The following is a 15,258-nucleotide window of genomic DNA, read 5'->3' as shown; positions in this document are numbered from 1 at the left end:
CCGTCGCCTCTGCTTCGGCTGCAGCCTCGGTCATTGCCCGTGCATCAGCGGCAGCGGCAGCGGCATCGGTCACGGCTTTCTCGGCCGACTCGCGGTCGGCGACTACCTGTTGGGTCGACGCAAGGGATTTTTCCCCCGAGCTGATCGCGGACGACAGGTTCACCAAGAGCCTGTCCGCGACAGCCGCTGTCAGGGCCATGCCGAGCACGGTGTTCCTTCCGGCCGAAATCGCTTCGCGAAGGGCTTTGGCTGTGCCAAGTGCAACGGCGACACCTGCCGCTGCCGAAGCAAGCGCAGCCACACTTCCGCCGGCTGTCGACACCGTCGCGGCGGCTTCGGTGGCCTCGGCGAGGCCGGTCACCGCCTGCGCAGCCTGGACGGGAAGCGTACATTCGGCGGCAGGATCGAGAAGGCCGACCTGCTGATCGGAGGCTTCCGTGTAGGCCGCCTGGACCTCGTCGAAATACTTCCGGTTCGGTTCGAACACCACCGGGACGCCGAGCCCGCTGCGTGCCACTTCGGCGTTGACGAGAGTCCTGTCCTCGAGGAACACGGCGGCGAGGACGCGGTCGAACCGGTCGGTGCGTTCGACGTCGAAATCCAATCCCACCCTCGTCCCTGCGGGTGTGAGGTTCTCAAGGAAGGTTGTCGCCTCCGGACCGAGGCACTCGACGGGCTTGTCCGGGTGCTTCGTCTCCGGCGTGTCGACGTTCAGCAGGCGGACCCGCTGGTCCACGCAATCGAAGTTGATGACGAGGGTATCGCCGTCGATGACGCGGACCACGGTGCCGATCTCGCCGTCGGGTGCTTCGGTGCAGCCCGCCAGCGGGGCTACGAGCGCGGCGGTCACGAGGAGTGCGACGCGCCGCAGCACCTGGTGCCTGCTCATGCGAGCACCGTGTTCTCGACGATCCACTGCGTCATGCGCGGGTACACCCAGAAGGTGTAGATGCCGAGCGTAAGAATGGAGAGCAGCAGCCAGACGAGCCAGCGCCCGAAGATCCCCCGGGCGGAGCCGACGAACTTCAGGGGCCGCCCCATGAGCGTGGTGTGCTTCGCGTGCCAGCGCTGAACCAGCACGACGGCGAAAGGCGCGCAGATGCCGAGCGTGAAGACCGTGACGAGAACGCCGAGGAGTTGCGTGCCGAACCAGGTCGCTGCGCCACCCCGGAACTGGTAGATCGGCTGGTCGGAAGGGAATCCGGTCAGCGGAAATGGTGGTTGGGCGGCGGAGTACGCCTGAACAGTGGACACAGTCTCCCCCAGAGAAAGTCGAGTGTGGTGCCGGCGGCCTGATCCATCGGCGAAAGGTGAGACCGGAGCAGCCGCGCAGCAGATTGAGCATACAGCGTGATGATGCGGCGTCAGTTGCGTCGCGAGGACAGGGGAATCCGCGACTCCTCGGCGTTCCCTCAGGGGAGGACAATAAAGGGCTTCCCTGAATATCGAGTACGCGACGACATCAGGGCGAAGCTGCGCTCCTCAATCACACGCCTGTTCGTTAGAAACGGCTGTCCGCTCGACAAGTAGTCGGCCGCCACCCGGCTGGTCATTGAGCAGATGGGATACGCGCAGACGCGGCCGTAGGCGCGGCGGCGGGCGGTGACGCGGGAGGTGAGGCTCGGCGGCGGTAGGCGGAGACGCAGTCCGTGGGGCTCGGCTCGGCACCGCGAGGATGCGGCGCAGCGGCGGACGGCGGAGCCTGGCTCGGCCCGGCTCTGAATCATGGCAGTGAAGCAGGAACACGAAAGGGATGGATGCCCCTCACCGGTGTGCGACTGCAGGCAGGTGAGGGGCTCGATGATCCAGTATCGGCGGACACCTGTGAGTGTCGTTCCGTCAGATGAGCTTGTGGCTGCCCTGCGGTGCCTGCCGTTTGCGCTTGTGGCGATCACGGCTTCCGCTCCCAGTAGACAGGATGAAGGCAGACCGAGCAACGGGTACGCTCTTGGTAAGTCAATCTGATCAATTGCCGACGGGTTCGCCGGCAGGAAGTAGTCAACGTGCGGGAACTTGACGCAATCGACCGGCGGATCCTCCTTGCACTGGACGATGATCCGCGAGCCCCAGTGATGGCGTTGGCACAGAAGCTGGGATTGGCCCGCGGAACAGTTCAGGCACGACTGGAGCGGATGCTGGCCAGCGGTTCGCTCCGCCCGAATAGCACCCGGATCGTGCCCGCGGCCCTTGGACGGGCTGTTCTGGCGTCCGTGTCGGCCGAGCTGGACCAGTCCAAGCTGAATGAGGCGATTGAGGCGCTGCGTAGTATCCCGGAGGTGCTCGAATGCCACGCACCTGCAGGGGACACCGATCTCCTGTGTCGTGTGGTGGCCAGGAGTCCCGACGATCTGTACCGCGTCAGCGAGGTCATCCGGTTGTGCCCGGGTATTCTTCGCACCTCGACGAGTATGTATCTGCGCGAGGTCATTCCCTACCGGACAACGGGGCTTCTCGCGACCGAGGAATGATGGCCACCAGGGGTACCGGAAGGGACGGGTGTGCCCTATGCCAGTTCAGGAGCGAGCGCCCGCAGCCCCCTGACGCCGTCCTCGTCGAGGTATTCTGCGAAGTATCGGGAGATGGCGCTCCGGGCCGCGTCTCCGGCGGCAACACTGTCACCGGATGCGATAGCGCTGTAGATGGCACGGTCCCGCTCCAGGGATTCCCGCATGGCACCGGCGGTGTCCGCGGAACGTTCCATCCGCTCGTTCATCAGGTTCAGGATGGAACCTGAGACCGCTTGCCCGCAGACCTTCAGCAGATCGTTATGGCTGGCTTCCCAGATGGAGGCGTGGAAATCGAGGTCCGCGCGATTGAAGCTATCGGAGCCGTTAGTGACCTCAGCCTCCATCCGTTCAACGGCGTTCTGCATCTTTTCGAGCTGCTCCCCATTTCGAAGCGCCGCTGCAAGCTGGCAGGCCGAGCTTTCGAGGACTATGCGGAACTGCACGAGCTCCGTCAGGGAGAGCGACGCGATCCTGGCCATGGTGGCGAAGGACCGGCCCAAAGGTTCCGAGGACATCGACAACACCTCGGGACCGCTGCGGCTCCCCGGTTTGGAAGCGATGAGTCCAAGGCTTTGGAGTACGCGCAGCGCCTCGCGGACCGTAGGGCGGCTGACGGAGAATTGCACCATCAGTTCGCGCTCGCTCGGCAGGTGTTGGCCGGGTGTGATTTCTCCGGACACAATTGCCTGCTCTATCTGTTCGACAACGCGCTCGTAGGTCAGAACGGGAACAGCGCGGCTGAAGCTCACTTTGTTCATGCGACACCTCTTTGTTGCGGATCAGGGGCTTTGAGAGCAAGCCTAGCGCGGGGGAGTCGAAAAGCGCTGGGGAAGTTCACTGGTCTGGCCAGTTCACCCGGTAGAAATCGGATAGGTTTATGTTGTTAGATGGATCACACCGACGGAGTGCGCCGTTGCCAACTGATGGAGACCCTATGCGCCGCTTGAAAAGCACGGTTCGTGCTGCAGTTCTGTTCACGGCGGGAACGTTCGCCCTTTCAGCCTGTTCTGCAGGATCCACGTCAACGGAAACGGCGGAGGCGGACACCAGCTCCATCACGGTCGCCTTGACGGGCGAGCCGACCAACCTCGACTTCACCACGACTGCCGGCGCGGCAATCCCGCAAGCACTGATGACCAACGTCTACGAGGGACTGGTCAAGTTGGATCAGGAGGGTGAGATCGAGCCATTGCTGGCAGAGTCCTGGGAGGTCAGCGACGACAGAACCACCTATACCTTTGCACTCCAGGAGGGCGCGACGTTCTCGAACGGCGAGGCTTTCACGGCGGAGGACGTCAAGTTCAGCATCGAGCGTGTGCAGTCGGACGCGTGGGCCTCCAGTCTGAAGGCGAAGATGAACGTCGTGGATTCAGTCAACGTCCTTAGCGACACCGAAGTGGAAGTCGTTCTGACGCAACCGAGCAATGCATGGCTTTTCGATATGGCCACCCTGGTGGGTGCCATGTTCGATCCCAGCGGTGTCGATGACCTCGCCAACACGGCGATCGGTACCGGACCGTTCTCGATCGAGGCCTGGAACCGTGGCGAATCCATCGATCTGGCCGCTCGTGAGGACTACTGGGGCGAGGCTCCGCAGGTGGAGACCGCAACGCTGCGGTACTTCGCTGACGCCATAGCCACCACGAATGCCTTACGCTCCGGCGACGTGGACGTCGTGTACAACACGCAGGCACCCGAATTGCTGTCCTCCTTCGAGAGCGACGATGCGTTCCAGGTTCTCGATGGAACCTCGAACGGCGAGATCGTGCTGTCCATGAACAATGAGATGGCACCATTCGACGACGTGAGGGTTCGGAAGGCGGTCATGCACGCGATCGACCGCCAGGCCGTCATCGACACCGCGTGGAGCGGCTACGGGACCATGGTCGGTGCCGCCGTCCCTCCCACCGATCCTTACTATGAAGACCTCAACGACGTATACCCCTACGACCCGGATGCTGCCCGCGCCCTCCTCGCGGAGGCGGGGATGGAGAACCTGGACATCACCTTCACCGTTCCTACCCGTCCCTACGCCACTGCCGTGTCTGAAATCGTGGTTTCGCAGCTGGCCGAGGTGGGCATCAACGCCACCATCGAGTCGGCGGAGTTCCCGGCAGTCTGGCTGGACACCGTCTTCACGCAGCAGAACTACCAGATGTCCGTTGTGCTTGCAGTTGAAAGCCGCGATTTCCTCGCAATGTTCAATAACCCCGACTACTACCTGGGCTACGACAATTCCAAGATCCAGGGCCTTGCAGCCGAGGCGGACGCCGCTGACGAAGCAGGCTACATCGAGGGAATGCAGGAAACGGTCCGCACGGTAACCGACGACGCCGCGGCGAATGTCCTATTCCTGTTCCCCAACATCGTGGTGGCGAAGGCCGGAGTCGACAACATTCCCGCGAACTCCGTCACTGAGGCGCTGGACCTGACGTCCATCGGCTGGAAGTAGCCACGAGAATCAGCAGGCACACCTAGAGGCAGGTTCATACGTGGCAATCCGGTTGCTGGTCAACGTCATCAGGTTCATCGTCACCTATGTTGTGGCCACCGTGCTCGTATTCCTCGTGATGCGAGCGATTCCCGGCGATCCGGCGCAGGTCGCGTTGGGCGTCAACGCCACACCGGAGCTGCTCGAAGCGACCCGCAGGGAGTTCGGCACCGACCGGCCGCTCATCGTGCAGTACTTCGATTGGGTGGCCGGCCTCCCAATCGGTGACTTCGGCACCTCGTACGTCACGCGCCAGGACATCAGCCCGCTCGTGGCCGATCGGGTCCAGGTAAGCCTGATCCTGGTGGTGCTCGCCATGATCGTGGCACTGCTGATCGCGATCCCGTTCGGCACGTTCGCCGCCGTCCGGCACCGGAACCCCAGCGGCATCCTCATCAGCGGACTGAGCCAGGTGGGGGTGGCTCTTCCCAACTTCCTGGCGGGAATCCTGTTGGTGGTGGTGTTCGCGGTGGGACTCGGCTGGTTGCCCGCGAACGGCTGGACGCCACCCGGCGAGGACCCCGGCGATTTCATCCGACGGGTGATCCTGCCGGTGGTGGCCCTCGCTTCTGTCCAGGGAGCTATTCTGACCCGCTATGTCCGCTCGGCTGTCCTCGAGGTGATGAGCGAGGACTACCTGCGAACAGCCCGGGCCAAGGGGTTGGGCAGAATGGAAGCCCTGGCGCGCCACGGGCTGCGAAATGCCGCGATTCCGGTGTTGACCGTCACCAGCGTCCAGCTCGCGGCACTGATTATCGGTGCCGTCGTGATTGAGCGGGTTTTCGTGATCCCAGGGCTCGGATCGATGCTGCTGGACGCGGTGGGGAATCGTGACCTGCTCACTGTCCAGTCCGTGGTGATGGTGCTCGTCTCCATCACCCTGATCATCAATCTCGTGGTGGATGTCCTCTATACCGTGCTGGATCCGCGTATCAGGAAGAAGGCCTAGCATGACCGACCACAGTCAACCTGAGCGCGTGACCCAACCCGCGTCGGGGCTGGTTCCGGAGGCTCCACCCCTGGAGGTCACACCGGCGACCGCTGGACGACGTCGGGGAAAGCCCTCGGTCACACTGATGATTGGCGGCGCGCTGGTTGCCGTCGTCGTGCTGTCAGCGCTCGTGTCCTTCTTCTGGACGCCGTATGATCCGGTGCAGGCATTTCCAGCAGATCGGCTGCAGAACTCCAGCCCGGGGCACCTGATGGGCACCGACCGGTACGGACGCGATGTCTTCTCGGGCATCCTGTACGGTGCGCGCATCACCCTGCTGGTGGGGTTGATCGCCGTGGGCATCGCGTTGCTGATCGGCACGCCGCTGGGGATCCTCGCCGGAATGCGCGGCGGGTTCACTGAGGAAGTCAGCATGCGTGCTGCAGACATCCTGCTGGCCTTCCCTGCGCTGCTGGTTGCCATCATGTTCGGCGCTGTCTTCGGTGCCAGCACCACAACTGCGATGGTTGCCATTGGAATCGGTACCATTCCAGGATTCGCCCGGGTTGCCCGCAGCGGAACTCTCCAGGTCATGAGCACGGAGTATGTGCTGGCGGCGAGAGCCGCGAGCCAGAATGCCTTCCGGATCGCGGTCCGCCACGTCCTGCCCAACATCGCAGGAATCGTCGTGGTCCAGTGCTCGGTGTCCTTCGCGATCGCCGTGCTGGCAGAGGCAGCGCTGTCCTTCCTGGGGCTTGGGACACCCCCACCGACGCCGTCCTGGGGCCGGATGCTGCAGGAGTCCCAACAGTTCCTGGACACATATCCCATGCTCGCTGTCTGGCCAGGTGTTGCCATCGCCATTGCCGTGCTGGGTTTCAACCTGCTGGGTGACGGATTGCGCGACCGCTTCGATCCGAAGCTGAACGGAGAGCGCTGATCATGGGTGTCCCCGAGCGCGCGTTTGAGAGTCCGGTCAGCGGGCCGCTTCTGCAGGTCGATGACCTCACCGTCGCGACCCCGCACCGGCCGCTCGTAGAGCGCTTCAACCTCGCCATGAACCGCAGTGAACGTGTGGGTCTGATCGGTGAATCCGGTTCCGGAAAATCGATGACCGCCACGGCTCTGATGGGACTTCTTCCCGAAGGTGTTTCCGCCACCGGCTCCATACGGTTGGCCGGCCGGGAGGCCGATCTGGTGACGTCGACCGATAGACAAATGCGCAAGATCCGCGGCAATGACATGACCATGGTTTTCCAGGAGCCGCTGACCGCGCTGAATCCGCTCATGAAGGTGGGACCGCAGGTGGCGGAGATCATGCTCAAGCACAAAACGGTCGCCGGGAGGTCCGCGTCCAGGGCGAGAGCCGTCGAGATGCTGGCCAGCGTCCGGCTCCCTGACCCTGCGGAGGCGGCACGCGCCTACCCGCACCAGCTGTCCGGTGGACAGCGGCAGCGGGTCATGTTGGCGATGGCTTTGGCCAACGACCCCGCCCTGCTGTTGTGTGATGAACCGACGACTGCCCTGGATGTGACAGTCCAGCGCCAGGTTCTGGATCTGGTGCTGGAAGCAGTGCAGCAGCGTGGCACCGGCCTTTTTTTCATCACCCACGACCTCGCCGTTGTGGCGAACGTCTGCGACCGGGTCCTGGTCATGAACGATGGCGTGGTTGTGGAGGAAGGGACTACGGAGGATGTCTTCTCCCGTCCGCAGCACCCCTACACCCGAGGATTGCTGGCTGCCTCCGACCTCGACGCCAGCGACAGCAACGGACGCCTGTTCACTGTGGCTTCCGCCTCCGCTTACGTGCCACCCATTTTGGATGGGGACCATGCCGGGCGGCAGGGCGCGGGATCGCAGCTGATGGATTGTGCCCCTGCCGTGCCGGTCGAGGCAGTTTCGGTGGCCAGGCCGATCCCCGGCGTCGAACCCGTGATCAGCGTCAAGGGCCTCACGCGCACCTATCAGCGCGGCCGGACGTCCTTGTTCGGCACGCCGACTGAGGTACGGGCGCTGCGGGGCATTTCCTTTGACGTGATGCCGGGGCAACGATTCGGCGTCGTGGGCGAGTCCGGATCCGGGAAATCCACCCTCCTGCGCATCCTCGCCGGGCTGGACCAGCCGACGGCTGGAAGTGTTCGTGTAGTGGGCAATGAGGTGGCCGGTGCCAAGGAACGCGACCTTACGCAGCTCAGGCAGCAACTGCAGATCGTCTTTCAGGATCCGATGGGATCGCTGAACCCGCGGATGAGGGTGCAGGACATCATCGCCGAACCGCTGCGTGCCCCCGGGCAGAAGGTGAACAGCACACGGCAGCGGAAGCTCGTAGCGGAGATGCTGGCCGCAGTCGGACTTCCCGCGGATGCTGCGGACCGCTTCCCGCACCAGTTCTCCGGAGGTCAGCGGCAGCGCATCTCCATCGCCCGTGCGCTGGTCTGCGAGCCGCGGGTGCTGGTCGCGGATGAGCCGGTGAGCGCGCTTGATGTGTCCGTCCGGGCGCAGGTGTTGAACCTGCTGGCGGACCTGGTGGACAAATATCAGCTCACTCTGATTTTCGTTTCCCATGACCTGGGTGTGGTGCGCAGGATCTGTGACAACGTCGTGGTGATGAACCAGGGCGAGATTGTGGAAGCGGGTAGCACCGCCCAGATCTACGAGAACCCCCAGCACGAGTACACCCGCACGCTGGTCAGTTCCTCCATGTCCCTGCGATCCGAGCTGGCGGCACGCGCTGCCGCCGCCGCCCACTGATTCGCCCCACTTGAAAGGCACACCACTCATGTCAGTCACGCCATCGAAGGAACTTCACGGGCTCAGCGCACATGAACTCGGCGTTGCGTACGCTTCCGGAGGGCTATCGCCGGTGGACGTGGTCGAGGCTGTGATCGCACGTATCGAAGGGCGGGAGCCGGTGCTGAACGCCCTCTATCTCTTCGACCCGAAGGCTGCTCGGGCTGATGCCGTGGCAAGCTGGCGGCGCTGGCGGGACGGTACCCAGCGCAGCATCCTGGACGGCGTGCCGGTGACGGTCAAGGAGAACATCGCACGGGCCGGCGTACCGATGCCCTCCGGCACCGCGTTACCCCATCCGAGGATCGCCGCCGCAAATGCCCCGATCACCAACCGCATCCTGGAGAGCGGGGCAGTAATTCTGGGTTCGACCACCATGCCGGACTGGGGAATGCTGTCTTCCGGCGTCTCAAGCCTCCATGGGGTGTCCCGCAGTGCATGGAACCCGGATTGGACTACCGGCGGTTCCAGTGCGGGAGCCGGCTCGGCCGCCGCGGCAGGCTACGGGCCACTACATGTCGGTACCGACATCGGAGGTTCCATCCGTCTGCCGGCCGGGTGGCAGGGACTTGCAAGCCTCAAGCCGAGCGCCGGGCTGGTGCCGCTGGATGCGCCCTACAGGGGGCGCGCTGCGGGGCCCCTGACCAGAAGCATTGCGGACTCGGCGTTGTTCATGAGCATACTCAGCCAACCTGACATCCGCGACTACAGCACGCGTCCCTATCCGGCGCAGGACTGGAGCAACCTCAGCTGTGATGCAGGATCACTCCGCGTGGCCCTGCAGACCGAGGCCGGAACCGGAGCCCAGGTCGACCCGGAGGTCCTAGCGGCCGTAGAGGCAGTTGCGATGCTTTTTCAGGAGGCTGGTGCCCAGGTCACGAGGATAGGCCCGTTCATCAACCAGGATCTGCTGGACGGACTCGACAACTTCTGGCGAACCCGCTCCTGGGCCGACTACCAGGCACTGCCGGTCGATCACCAGGAAAAAGTGCTGCCCTACATTGTGCGATGGTGCAGCCGTGCAGCAGCTTTCAGCGGGGCGGAGACAATCCGCAATCTCCACTGCATCGACGAAATCCAGCGGGCAACTATCGCCGCTACTGCGGCCTACGACGTCGTTCTCTCTCCCGTGGCGCCGATGGTTGCCTTCCGGGCGGAGGAACCGATGCCGGTCAATGATCCAGATCAGACCATGGGGCACATCGGTTTCACCGTGCCGTACAACATGTCGGGACAACCCGCCGCAACGGTGAACTGCGGGTTCAACGTCGAGGGAAAGCCGATCGGTGTGCAGCTGGCAGGGAGAGTGGGTGCTGACGCCCTGGTGCTACGGGCCGCGGCGTGGTACGAAACCGTCCGCCCCCAGTCGGCGGTCCCGGATTGGACGTCACTGGACTGAACCAACGGGCGTTCCGAAGGATGCCAGGGCCGCGATTGCTCGCCGGTCCGCATCACCCAAGAGGTGCCCGTAATACTCGAAGATGCTGCTGCGGGCTAGATGTTCCGCCAGATGGGCGTCCCGGTTTCGGATGGCTTCGAAAGCTTCTCTGTGGTGGTGAAGAGTACGGCGCATCAGGCCCCTGTCCGCGCCATGCTCGCGCAGGTAGCCCCTGATGAGTCCCTCGATGGATTCCCGTACCGCCTCGCCCGAGATCTGGATCATGGGGTTCCCGCTGATTCGCGCCACCACATCGTGGAAGTCCAGGTCCGCCCGGCTGAACTCCTCGAATCCCAGTTCCAGGCACTGCGTCATCCGTGCCATGGCCTTCTCCAACTCCAGGAGGTCCCCGGCGGACCTCCTGGTGGCAGCGAGCGAGCTGGCAGCCGACTCCAGGGTCATGCGGTATATCAGCAGGTCTGCAAGGCTGCTCCTCGAGGAAACAGCCAACCTGGTCATCAGCCTGCGCAAAGGGTCGGGGGTCGGAGCGAGTATGACCGCACCGCGGGGATCGCCGGGCCGTGTGGATAGCACCCCGTTGCTTTCCAGGACGCGCATCGCCTCACGTACCGAAGACCTGCTGACCGCGAAACGGTTGACCAGCTCACGTTCGCTCGGAAGTCGGTCCCCGGCTTTGAGCTTGCCCTCCAGGACCGACTGCTCCACGTGGTCAACCACGCTTTCGAAGGCGCGGCGCGTTTGCTCCCGTTTTCCCTCCACCGGTTCAGGAGTTCGGCGGATCGAAACGGCCATCCACAGCAGTCCAGCCTCCGTCGACCATCAGTACTGAGCCCGTGACGAAGGTAGAGGCGTCCGAGGCAAGGTAGACAACGGCACCAGCCAATTCCTCCGGCGTGGACCAGCGGCCGAGCGCGCTCTTCTGGGCATAGGCGTTGTACCAGTCCTGATTGTTCCGAATCTGGGCCGTGAGTGGCGTTTCCACGATTCCGGGGGCGATCATATTGACACGCACGTTCTTCGGGCCGAATTCGGCTGCAGCGGTGCGTGCAAGCTGCACCAGGCCTGCCTTGGTCGCCGCATAGACTCCTTGCCCGGGTTCGACGGTGACTGCCCGGATGGAGGAGAACCCGATGATGCTGCCGCCGCCTCTATCTGCCATTTTTGGGGCGAACGCCTGAATCAGGGCAAAGGAAGACCGGAGATTCAGGTTCATGACCCGGTCGAACTCCTCCATGGTGTAGTCGACTATGCGCTTGCGCACATTCGTGGCAGCGGTGAAGACAAGTGCGGAGATGTCACTGAACTCATCTGCGGCTGCGCGGATCGCTGCATGGTCCAATACGTCGAGAACCTTCGCGGCCGCGGTGCCGCCGATCAGTGCCGCCGTCGCTTCGGCCTTCGCTTCGTCGCTGTCGGCGCAGATGACAGTCGCGCCATGCGCTGCCAACGCGCGGGCTGATTCGCGTCCGATGCCGCTGCCGGCGCCGATCACGAGAACCCGCTTGCCGGAGAAGTGAAAGAGCTTTGAATAGTCCATGTCTGGCCTTCTTTCGGTTGCGTTTGTCATGGCCGAATCATGGCCATGCGGGTGACGGTGAATTCCTCGATCGCGTAACGGGGACCCTCCCTGCCGATACCGGAATCCTTCACCCCGCCGTAGGGCATGATGTCGGATCGAAACCCCGGAATCTCGTTGACCACCACGCCGCCGACATCCAACTCGTTGACCGCCGCGAACGCCGACTCGAGCGACTTGGTGTAGATGGCGGCCTGCAGGCCGTACCTTGAACGGTTCACCAGCTGGATTGCCGCACCGACGTCCCGCACCCGGTGCAGGCAGACCACCGGGCCGAAGATCTCTTCGCACCAGAGATCGGCGTCCTGCGGGACGTCCGTCAAGACCGTTGGGTCCATGGCAGCACCCCGAGCCGAGCCGCCGGCCAGCACCCGCGCACCTCGGTGAACCGCATCGTCGATCCATCCCGTGATCCTTTGCGCGGATCCGGTGTTGATGACAGGAGCCAACCGGGTGGACTCTTCCCGCGGATCCCCCGAAACAACTTCGTTTAGGCGCTCCAGGAGCCCATGCTGAAACTCATCCGCAATAGACTCGACCAGGATCACCCGCTGCACCGAGATGCAGGCCTGGCCATTGGCATAGAAGCCGCCGCGGACAACGGCGTCGACAGCTTCCGACACGACCGCATCGGCTGCGACTATCAAGCCTGTGTTCGACCCCAACTCGAGAACCACCTTGCGTGGTGCGGCAGCTTTGGCGATACGGTGGCCAACTGCTGCCGAGCCGGTGAAGGAAACGACCGTGGCACGAGGATCGGCCACGAGGGCCTCACCGACATCCACTCCTCCGGTCACCAACTGAACGGCGGACTCGGAGATGCCGTGTGCAGCGAGAACAGTGCGGATCAGGTGAACCGCCCACAGCGTTGCCAACGGGGTATTCGGTGCGGGCTTCACAATGACAGGGCAACCGGCGGCAATGGCGGGAGCGATCTTATGGCTGGCCAGAAGGAGTGGGTAGTTGAATCCCGCGATCGCGATGACTATTCCGGCCGGCCTGCGGGTCCAGTAGCCGATCATCCCCTCGCCCGCAGGCTGGAGGTCCAGTGGCACGGTTTCACCATGGGTGTGCGCTACCGCCTCCGCAGCGGCAGCCCAGGTGGTGAGCGTTCTCGCTACTTCGGTGCGGCAGTCGACCAACGGTTTACCGGTTTCCAGCACCAGCAGTTCCTCGAATGCGGCCTGCCGCTCTGCGAGGGCATCACGTACGGCCAAGAGCACCGCTCGTTTCCTGCCGGCGGAAAGGGCTGCGACTTCCCCCTTGATATCCTCTGAAGCGCTCAGGGCCGTCAGGGCATGATCCACGTGGCCTACAGGAGACTGTGCGATGACCGAGCCATCGAAGGGGAACACCACAGGCGCCATCTCGGTGCAATCAACCCAGAGGTTGCCAACGGGTAGGCCGTCCGGGTAGCGATTTCGGTAGGGGGTCACGTCGGTGGATACTCCTGCAATCAACGGATTCATATGGTCAGACCAGTAACGCTTCACACTAGCTTCGCTCGTAGTACGCGGTCAATGGTGTGATCCCTACTCCTGCCATGACATTGACTTTTTCGAGGGCTCGGAGAACAGTCATCATTGGGTCGAGGTGAAGGGATCCCGTGGTCGGAGTCAAACGTGAGGGAAGGAATTGATGCCGACGGAATGGCGCAGCAGTGTATCCCTCGTGGACCAGACCGCCGAGCTTATCCGCGAAAGGATTTTCACCGGATACTATCCGCCCGGCGTGCGGCTTCCTCAGGCCCTGCTTTCCTCTGAACTCGGTATCAGCAGGACACCCTTGAGGGAGGGACTCCGCATTCTGGAGCAGGAGGGTCTGGTCATCGCCAGTGCAGGGGGAGTCGCGACGGTATTCTCTCCCGGCATCGGAGAGATGAGGGAGATCTTCGAACTGCGTGAAGCGCTGGAAGGAATGTCAGTGCGGCTCGCCTGTTCGCGGGTAACCCCAGGAATTCTGTCAGACCTTCATCAGGTAGTTGCGGATCAGCATCGGGCGCAGGAGAGCGGACAATCCGAGCGCTTCCACCGGTTGGGGCTACATTTCCATACCCTGTTGCTGGATGCGTCGGGCAACAGCAGAATTCGACGCCAACTGAGCGTGGTTCGCCTGGGAGAGCAGCTTCTGGGTGGCGCCGGCCTGATGACGACGGACGCCGCTCGTGCGGCTCTGCGCGAGCACGCCGCCATCGTGGACGCGATCCGCGATTCAGACCCGGGGCGAGCAGAACAAGCGTCACTCCGCCACCTACAGAGCGATCTGTTGAGATTATCGAGAAGCAGGGGAGTTGCAGCATGAACACACATCGCATAGCCGTCATCGCTGGGGATGGTATCGGTCCCGAGGTGGTCGAGGCAGCACTGGAAGTGCTCGCCGCTGCGGGATCCACCTATGGATTCTCTGCCGATCTGCAGCGCACCCCAGCTGGCGCCCAGCACTACCTCCGCACAGGCGAGCTGTGGACGGCGGAGCTTGAGGAGAACCTGCGCACCCACGACGCGATACTCTTCGGTGCGATGGGTGACCCAGCAGTGGAGCCGGGAGTTCTGGAGCGGGGTTTCATCCTGGCGATGCGTCAGGCCTTTCGGCAGGCAGTCAACCTCCGGCCGGTGAAACTCTACCCCGGCGTGGCAACGCCGATAGTAGGGCTGACATCAGAACGCTGTGATCTGGTGATCCTCCGCGAAAACACGGAGGGTGCTTACGTGGGCCGTGGCTCCACTGTCCACGCCGGCACGCCCCATGCCGTAGCCGTGCAGGAATCGATCAATACCCGTGCCGGCGTGGAACGGGTCGTCGACTATTCCTTTCGGTTGGCAGAGCGGAGGCGGGGAAGGCTGACACTTGTCCACAAGAAGAACATCCTCATCGAAGCCGGAACCCTCTGGCAGGACACGGTGCATGATCTTGCATCCCGTTATCCGGCCGTCGACGTCGACTACGTCCACGTCGACGCGATGTGCTTCCATCTGCCACTGACGCCCGAGCGCTTCGACGTGGTGGTCACGGACAATCTGTTCGGTGACATCATCACGGATCTGGGCGCCGTGATCCAAGGTGGTCTCGGCGTCGCTGCCAGCGCCAACCTCAATATCGACGGGACAGCTCCCAGCATGTTCGAAGCCATCCACGGGTCTGCTCCGGACATAGCGGGCAAAGGATGGGCGAACCCGACCGGCACGGTATTGTCCACCGCGATGTGCCTGGCGCACCTGGGCGAACGGGATGCGGCCCTTGCCATCGAAGCGGCAACCGTGGATCTACTGGCATCGCTGCCTGCCCTGTCCGGTGCTGCAATGGGCATGAGCACTGCCGAGGTGGGCCATGCCATCGCCGCGGCAGTCAGGAAAGGCGGATCCTTCGCCCGTATTCCGGGTCAGTCCGTCATCGAGGATCTCGCGGAGATGGCATCTTCGACGCCGCGCGGAACAAGCCGGCGGACCGCCGTTTCAGAGGGCGGTCCGTAACCTTGCTGAGGCGGGTGGGCCCAGGCCTTTGGTGTGAACGGGCACCAGGGGCTCCCGACCTCCTAGTCACCCGGCCCATCCACGACTGTCGGAA

At 63.5% G+C, this 15,258-nt stretch carries 14 protein-coding genes; 8 read left to right on the top strand and 6 right to left on the bottom strand.

The genetic code is table 11. From position 1 onward, the window contains the following. Both Y704_RS22650 and Y704_RS0105715 read right to left on the bottom strand, forming a co-directional pair. Nucleotides 1–889: thermonuclease family protein (locus Y704_RS22650; RefSeq protein WP_162149371.1), on the bottom strand; the 889-nt coding region annotated here is incomplete at its 3' end. Continuing rightward, nucleotides 886–1,254: a DUF898 family protein gene (locus Y704_RS0105715; protein WP_253904239.1), complete on the bottom strand. Its 369-nt coding sequence runs from the start codon at nucleotides 1,252–1,254 to the stop codon at nucleotides 886–888. The genes Y704_RS0105715 and Y704_RS22650, both read right to left, overlap by 4 nt. Nucleotides 1,255–2,003: 749 nt before the next feature. Here Y704_RS0105715 and Y704_RS0105710 point away from each other — a divergent pair. Then, nucleotides 2,004–2,468, top strand: a complete 465-nt coding sequence (locus Y704_RS0105710; protein ID WP_026549404.1) for an Lrp/AsnC family transcriptional regulator — start codon at nucleotides 2,004–2,006, stop codon at nucleotides 2,466–2,468. A gap of 35 nt (nucleotides 2,469–2,503) precedes the next feature. On the opposite strand, the gene Y704_RS19255 is transcribed toward Y704_RS0105710, so the two are convergent. Further along, on the bottom strand, nucleotides 2,504–3,265 hold the full coding sequence (locus tag Y704_RS19255) for a FadR/GntR family transcriptional regulator (RefSeq protein WP_035771771.1): 762 nt from the start codon (nucleotides 3,263–3,265) through the stop codon (nucleotides 2,504–2,506). Nucleotides 3,266–3,441: 176 nt separating this feature from the next. On the opposite strand from Y704_RS19255, the gene Y704_RS0105700 reads away from it, so the two are divergent. The 5 genes from Y704_RS0105700 to Y704_RS0105680 all read left to right on the top strand — a co-directional run bounded on the left by Y704_RS0105700 (nucleotide 3,442) and on the right by Y704_RS0105680 (nucleotide 10,118). Next, nucleotides 3,442–4,959, top strand: a complete 1,518-nt coding sequence (locus Y704_RS0105700) for an ABC transporter substrate-binding protein (protein ID WP_026549403.1) — start codon at nucleotides 3,442–3,444, stop codon at nucleotides 4,957–4,959. A 40-nt stretch (nucleotides 4,960–4,999) separates the two neighbouring features. Beyond that, complete coding sequence (locus Y704_RS0105695) at nucleotides 5,000–5,947, top strand: ABC transporter permease (RefSeq protein WP_026549402.1); 948 nt, start codon at nucleotides 5,000–5,002, stop codon at nucleotides 5,945–5,947. Between the two features lie 127 nt (nucleotides 5,948–6,074). Beyond that, nucleotides 6,075–6,869: an ABC transporter permease gene (locus Y704_RS0105690; RefSeq protein WP_051476752.1), complete on the top strand. Its 795-nt coding sequence runs from the start codon at nucleotides 6,075–6,077 to the stop codon at nucleotides 6,867–6,869. A gap of 2 nt (nucleotides 6,870–6,871) precedes the next feature. Continuing rightward, nucleotides 6,872–8,680 (top strand): dipeptide ABC transporter ATP-binding protein, encoded by a 1,809-nt coding sequence (locus Y704_RS0105685; RefSeq protein WP_026549400.1) that lies wholly within the window; start codon nucleotides 6,872–6,874, stop codon nucleotides 8,678–8,680. 28 nt (nucleotides 8,681–8,708) lie between these two features. Next, nucleotides 8,709–10,118 (top strand): amidase, encoded by a 1,410-nt coding sequence (locus tag Y704_RS0105680; RefSeq protein WP_026549399.1) that lies wholly within the window; start codon nucleotides 8,709–8,711, stop codon nucleotides 10,116–10,118. On the opposite strand, the gene Y704_RS19250 is transcribed toward Y704_RS0105680, so the two are convergent. The 3 genes from Y704_RS19250 to Y704_RS0105665 are packed head-to-tail and all read right to left on the bottom strand — an operon-like array spanning nucleotide 10,107 to nucleotide 13,163. Next, nucleotides 10,107–10,910: a FadR/GntR family transcriptional regulator gene (locus Y704_RS19250; protein WP_051476736.1), complete on the bottom strand. Its 804-nt coding sequence runs from the start codon at nucleotides 10,908–10,910 to the stop codon at nucleotides 10,107–10,109. The genes Y704_RS0105680 and Y704_RS19250 overlap by 12 nt on opposite strands. After that, nucleotides 10,882–11,655, bottom strand: coding sequence for an SDR family NAD(P)-dependent oxidoreductase (locus Y704_RS0105670; protein WP_026549398.1), 774 nt, complete (start codon nucleotides 11,653–11,655; stop codon nucleotides 10,882–10,884). The genes Y704_RS19250 and Y704_RS0105670 overlap by 29 nt, the downstream gene beginning before the upstream one ends. Before the next feature lie 26 nt (nucleotides 11,656–11,681). Continuing rightward, complete coding sequence (locus Y704_RS0105665; RefSeq protein WP_051476735.1) at nucleotides 11,682–13,163, bottom strand: aldehyde dehydrogenase family protein; 1,482 nt, start codon at nucleotides 13,161–13,163, stop codon at nucleotides 11,682–11,684. 169 nt (nucleotides 13,164–13,332) lie between these two features. On the opposite strand from Y704_RS0105665, the gene Y704_RS0105660 reads away from it, so the two are divergent. Both Y704_RS0105660 and Y704_RS19245 read left to right on the top strand, forming a co-directional pair. Next, on the top strand, nucleotides 13,333–13,995 hold the full coding sequence (locus Y704_RS0105660; RefSeq protein WP_026549396.1) for a GntR family transcriptional regulator: 663 nt from the start codon (nucleotides 13,333–13,335) through the stop codon (nucleotides 13,993–13,995). Further along, nucleotides 13,992–15,164, top strand: coding sequence for a 3-isopropylmalate dehydrogenase (locus tag Y704_RS19245; protein ID WP_051476734.1), 1,173 nt, complete (start codon nucleotides 13,992–13,994; stop codon nucleotides 15,162–15,164). Before Y704_RS0105660 ends, Y704_RS19245 begins: the two co-directional genes overlap by 4 nt. The last annotated feature ends 94 nt before the right edge of the window (nucleotides 15,165–15,258 follow it).

The organism is Arthrobacter sp. Br18 (assembly GCF_000520555.1).
Lineage (GTDB): Bacteria > Actinomycetota > Actinomycetes > Actinomycetales > Micrococcaceae > Arthrobacter_D.
The sequence above is the reverse complement of the archived record's forward strand: the minus strand, read 5'-3'. Positions and strand labels throughout refer to the sequence as shown.